Below are 4192 nucleotides of genomic sequence, written 5' to 3'. Positions count from 1 at the left end.
GGGTATGTCGATGGTGCGTGGTGGCCACACAGTGACGACCTCGCGGCAGAGCTGCCAGACCTGCTGTCGGTGCTGTCCGTTCGACTCGGGCCGATTGGCCGCGTGCTCTACAACGTGAACGAATGGGCAAGGCCCCCTGCGAAATTCCTGACCGGAGGGCGCACGGTGCGACTCGACGGATACCGGCTTCAGCCGGTCAACACCGTCGAGGTCCTGGGGCTCAACCGTGCCAAAACCGTTCTGCTGGTGGTTTCCTCGGATGCCGACCCAGACGAGGCGCACGCCATCATGATGACCGCAGCCCGCCCAAGCGATGCGTCGACCGTCGAGGGGCTCCTGATCGGGGAGAAAACGGAAAACCGAGGATAAGGCGTGTGCGCGTGATCGTCACGTAAAGATCCCTGGAAATCAACGAATCCGGTGCCACATCGGCTTCACCCAGTTCCCCTGGCAATCGGCCTGGCCCGTTGCTGGCGGGCGGACCCGGACGGTCTCAATCCTGCGGACCTTGAGGTATCGCCGCGCGCCGCGCGCGGCGCACTTCAAACATCTGCTCGCCGCGGGCCACGCGGACAATGCAATCGGCTGTCTGGAAAGCGCGCGAATTGCGGTGTGCCGCATGCACTGGCAGGTTGGCGGCGCGGCGCAAGACCATTACCGCAAGGGCGGTACCGGTCCTGTGCGGAACGATCAGAAGCTTCGCCCGTGCATCACGGCCATCGACGGTCATGACGTGCGGGCGTACGCCCTGTCCCCAATCCCAATTCAGGTCGTGCTGGCGTTGTAAGGATGACCAATTGACATTGATGTCGATGACCTGCCCTAAACGCGCATCCAAGATAGACACCAACTCGGTCAGCTCTCGCGAGATCAGGCCAGTCCGGAGCCACCATGCTCCATCGATCTTGTTCCCGAGTTGGCCTGCCAGGGTGAGGCGCACCGGGCTGGCGGACCACCGCCCCCCAACGGAATTGAGAGTCGGCTCTTCAACCGAGGGCACCCCGTCACGCCATTTCTCCACGGCATCGATGCTGCAGGCTGTTGGCGGATTCGGCTTGGCCCCAATGTGACTGGTAAACGGTGTTGCGCGCTTCACGGGCAATCCCTTGCAGCTTGAAACGATCAACCCGCGAAACGGGGCCGACGGAGGAATTGCATTGCCAGTGATCTCGACGGGACATTACTTCCGAGGCCACCGCCGACAACGAAACAGCTCTCTACTGACGTTACGCCACTATCTGCTCGGCTGCCGCCCGCTGGACGGCTGCGGTCGGCCCGCGCACAGAAAAGCGATTCTCACCCGGCTCCGCGAATCAGGCCTGGCGCATGGTTTCGCCGCCAACCACAAACTGCCGCTTGCCGATTGAAAAGCCACATTAAGCGTCGTGGTATCGCGATTCGTCGACCGTCTCGGCGCCCGTGGGGTTATGCTCCTACTGTCGTAGGTTTGTCGAGTACCGCCCTCTTCGGTAGCCGTCTGCGATAGCAAGATAGTCGATGGGAGCGTCACGGTGGCGCTTGTTACTTCCAGCCCTTCCAGCGCCACCCGATTGGTACTGTGCGAACGCGACGGCACCCCCGCTGCGGTGGACGGGGCTTGGTGGCCAAAGAGCCTGGACCTGAGGCTAGAGCTACCTGACCTGCTTGCGGTTTTCGGTTCATGGATTGGTACGGTCCACCGAGTCATTTACGACTCGAGCGCGTGGTTGCCCGCCCCGGCGCGACTTATTCGCCATAGCGAAATGGTTTCGCTGCACGCATATCGGCTGGTTTTCAGCGACACCATCTACCTCATGGGTACGCATTCGCGCGACGCCGTGTTGTTCGTGCTGCAGCCTTCGAGTTCAACGGAGGCGCAGCGTGTGCTCGGTGAGGTCTCCTCTTGCGCACAACCGATGAATGCAGGACTGATGCGCCAACTCGCCCGCCAATGCGCGTCAGGCACTGACTTTTTCGAAGAATCGGCGCGATGGCAGTAAGTTGCCGGCTAGCTTCAGCAGCCACCCGCGATTAGCGGCGAAGGCACTAACAACACCGTCGTCCGCAGGCAATTAGCAACAACCCGTTTGGCATGGTGGATCCCGTCGTGACCCTCCCGCTGAGCAACCTGCGCTATGGTTGTCATGGTTGACTCCCCAGCCGTCCGGAAACGTCCGGCGGCGACCCCTAAGAGGTCCCCGTCGTAATGGGTCCGCATCGCCCGGCTGAACCGACGGTAAACGGGGTTTGTGCTTTCAAGCTGATAATGGCGGAGTTTCGCGCTCTGCGCTTCGGAAAGAAGACCGCCGCGCTTGGTGGTGATATCGGCGCGCCTCAGCGCTTCATTGGCCGTGCATGTATATCGTGAGTTCGTCTGAACGGTTCGATACCTCGCTTCGACTGGAGCGACGGCCAATCGGGTGGCGCCTTGAACGGGGCAGGCTTTTCCGCCGCACTCATCCACCAACCTCTTCGGGGCAGGCGGCAGTTGTACCGCAGCGACACCCGCGGTGCCGGCGCTCCCGTGAATTCGGCTCGAGCTGCGCGGCTCAATATCAATACATTCAACGCTTCACTCATTGTGTGCCCTGTTGAACGCTTCACCTCGCAGTCGGAGCTCGACGCGGCGCCGGTGCCGGTGCCAAAGGAATGGCCTTGAGTAGATTCACCGAAACCATGTATGGCAGCGCCCAATCCAGCTCGAAGGGTTTGGTCACCGGCGAGCCGGATTGCCCGCTCCGGCATACCTGGGGCGAGGTGCACGAGCGTGCTCGCCGGATCGCGGGTGGCTTGGCCACCGCCGGCGTCGGCCACGGAGATGCCGTGCCGGTGCTGGCCGGGGCCCCCGTCGAGATCGCGCCCACCGGGCAGGGCGTCTGGATGCGCGGCGCCAGCCTCACCATGCTCCACCAACCCACACCGCGCACCGATCTTCGCCGCTGGGCCGAGGACACCACCGCCGTCATCAAAATGATCGGCGCCACAACGGTCGTCATCTCCGACCCATTCATGGCCGCGGCCCCACTGCTGTCCCAGCTGGGAATGCGCGTGCTGGTAATCGAGGAGCTGCTCGGCAACCGCCCGATCGATCCGGTTGACACCGACGACGATGACCTTGCGCTGCTGCAGTTGACGTCGGGTTCTACCGGGTCGCCCAGGGCCGTCCGAATCTCACATCGCAATGTCGTTTCCAACGCCGAGGCGATGTTCCTCGGCGCGAAAGTCGACATCGATACCGACGTGATCGTGAGCTGGCTGCCTCTGTTCCACGACATGGGCATGACCGGATTCTTGACTGTACCAATGTATTTCGGCGCGGAACTAGTCAAGGTCACTCCGATGGACTTCCTGCGCGACACGTTGCTGTGGGCCAAGCTCATCGACAAGTACAAGGGCACGATGACCGCTGCACCCAACTTCGCCTACACACTCTTCGCCAAACGCCTTCGCAAGCTGGCCCGGCCCGGCCAGTTCGACCTGTCTACCCTGAGATGGGCACTCTCAGGCGCCGAACAGGTCGAACCCGCCGATGTCGAGGACCTATGTGAAGCGGGCAAGCCGTTCGGCTTACGTCCGGAGGCGATCCTGCCCGCTTACGGCATGGCCGAAACCACCGTGGCTGTGTCGTTCTCTGATTGCGGCGAAGGCCTGTTGATCGACGAGGTCGACGCTGACCTCCTTTCCGCGTTGCACCGAGCTGTCCCTGCGACCAAGGGAAAAACCCGCCGGCTGGCCACGCTTGGACGCCTGCTCAAGGGGCTCGAGGCGCGCATCGTCGACGAAGACGGCAACATCCTGCCCGCCCGGGCCGTAGGCGTCATACAGGTGCGTGGTGAGCCTGTGACGATCGGTTACGAAACGATGGCCGGATTCGTTGCGGCACAAGACGAACAAGGGTGGTATGACACCGGCGATTTGGGCTACCTCACCGAGACCCGCCGCCTCGTAGTCTGCGGCCGAGTCAAGGATGTCATCATCATGGCCGGGCGAAACATTTACCCGACCGACATCGAACGCGCCGCCGCACGGGTTTCCGGGGTCCGGCCAGGGAGTGCCGTGGCGGTACGACTGGAGGCGGGACACTCGCGCGAGACGTTCGCCGTGGCCGTGGAGTCCAAGGACTGGCAGAACCCGGCCGAGGTGCGCCGCATCGAGCAGCAGGTGGCACACGAGGTGGTCGCCGAGGCCGACGTTCGGCCCCGCAACGTGGTCG

The 4192-nt window shown here is 62.9% G+C and carries 4 protein-coding genes; 3 read left to right on the top strand and 1 reads right to left on the bottom strand.

Annotated features, from left to right (window positions below; all coding sequences use genetic code 11):
• Window positions 1-369, top strand: a 369-nt coding sequence (locus A5781_RS25815) for a DUF5994 family protein (protein ID WP_082939230.1), incomplete at its 5' end; no start/stop codon positions are given.
• Window positions 370-493: 124 nt separating this feature from the next.
• On the opposite strand, the gene A5781_RS24855 is transcribed toward A5781_RS25815, so the two are convergent.
• Entirely contained in the window at window positions 494-1096 is a 603-nt protein-coding gene (locus A5781_RS24855; RefSeq protein WP_231990649.1) for a DUF5994 family protein, read from the bottom strand.
• A 415-nt stretch (window positions 1097-1511) separates the two neighbouring features.
• Here A5781_RS24855 and A5781_RS25500 point away from each other — a divergent pair, with 415 nt between their 5' ends.
• Complete coding sequence (locus tag A5781_RS25500; RefSeq protein WP_067202886.1) at window positions 1512-1979, top strand: DUF5994 family protein; 468 nt, start codon at window positions 1512-1514, stop codon at window positions 1977-1979.
• Between the two features lie 655 nt (window positions 1980-2634).
• Window positions 2635-4192: fatty acyl-AMP ligase (locus tag A5781_RS06385; protein ID WP_067202889.1), on the top strand; the 1558-nt coding region annotated here is incomplete at its 3' end.

Source organism: Mycobacterium sp. 852002-30065_SCH5024008 (assembly GCF_001665645.1).
Classification (GTDB): Bacteria; Actinomycetota; Actinomycetes; order Mycobacteriales; family Mycobacteriaceae; genus Mycobacterium; species Mycobacterium paraffinicum.
The sequence above is the reverse complement of the archived record's forward strand: the minus strand, read 5'-3'. Positions and strand labels throughout refer to the sequence as shown.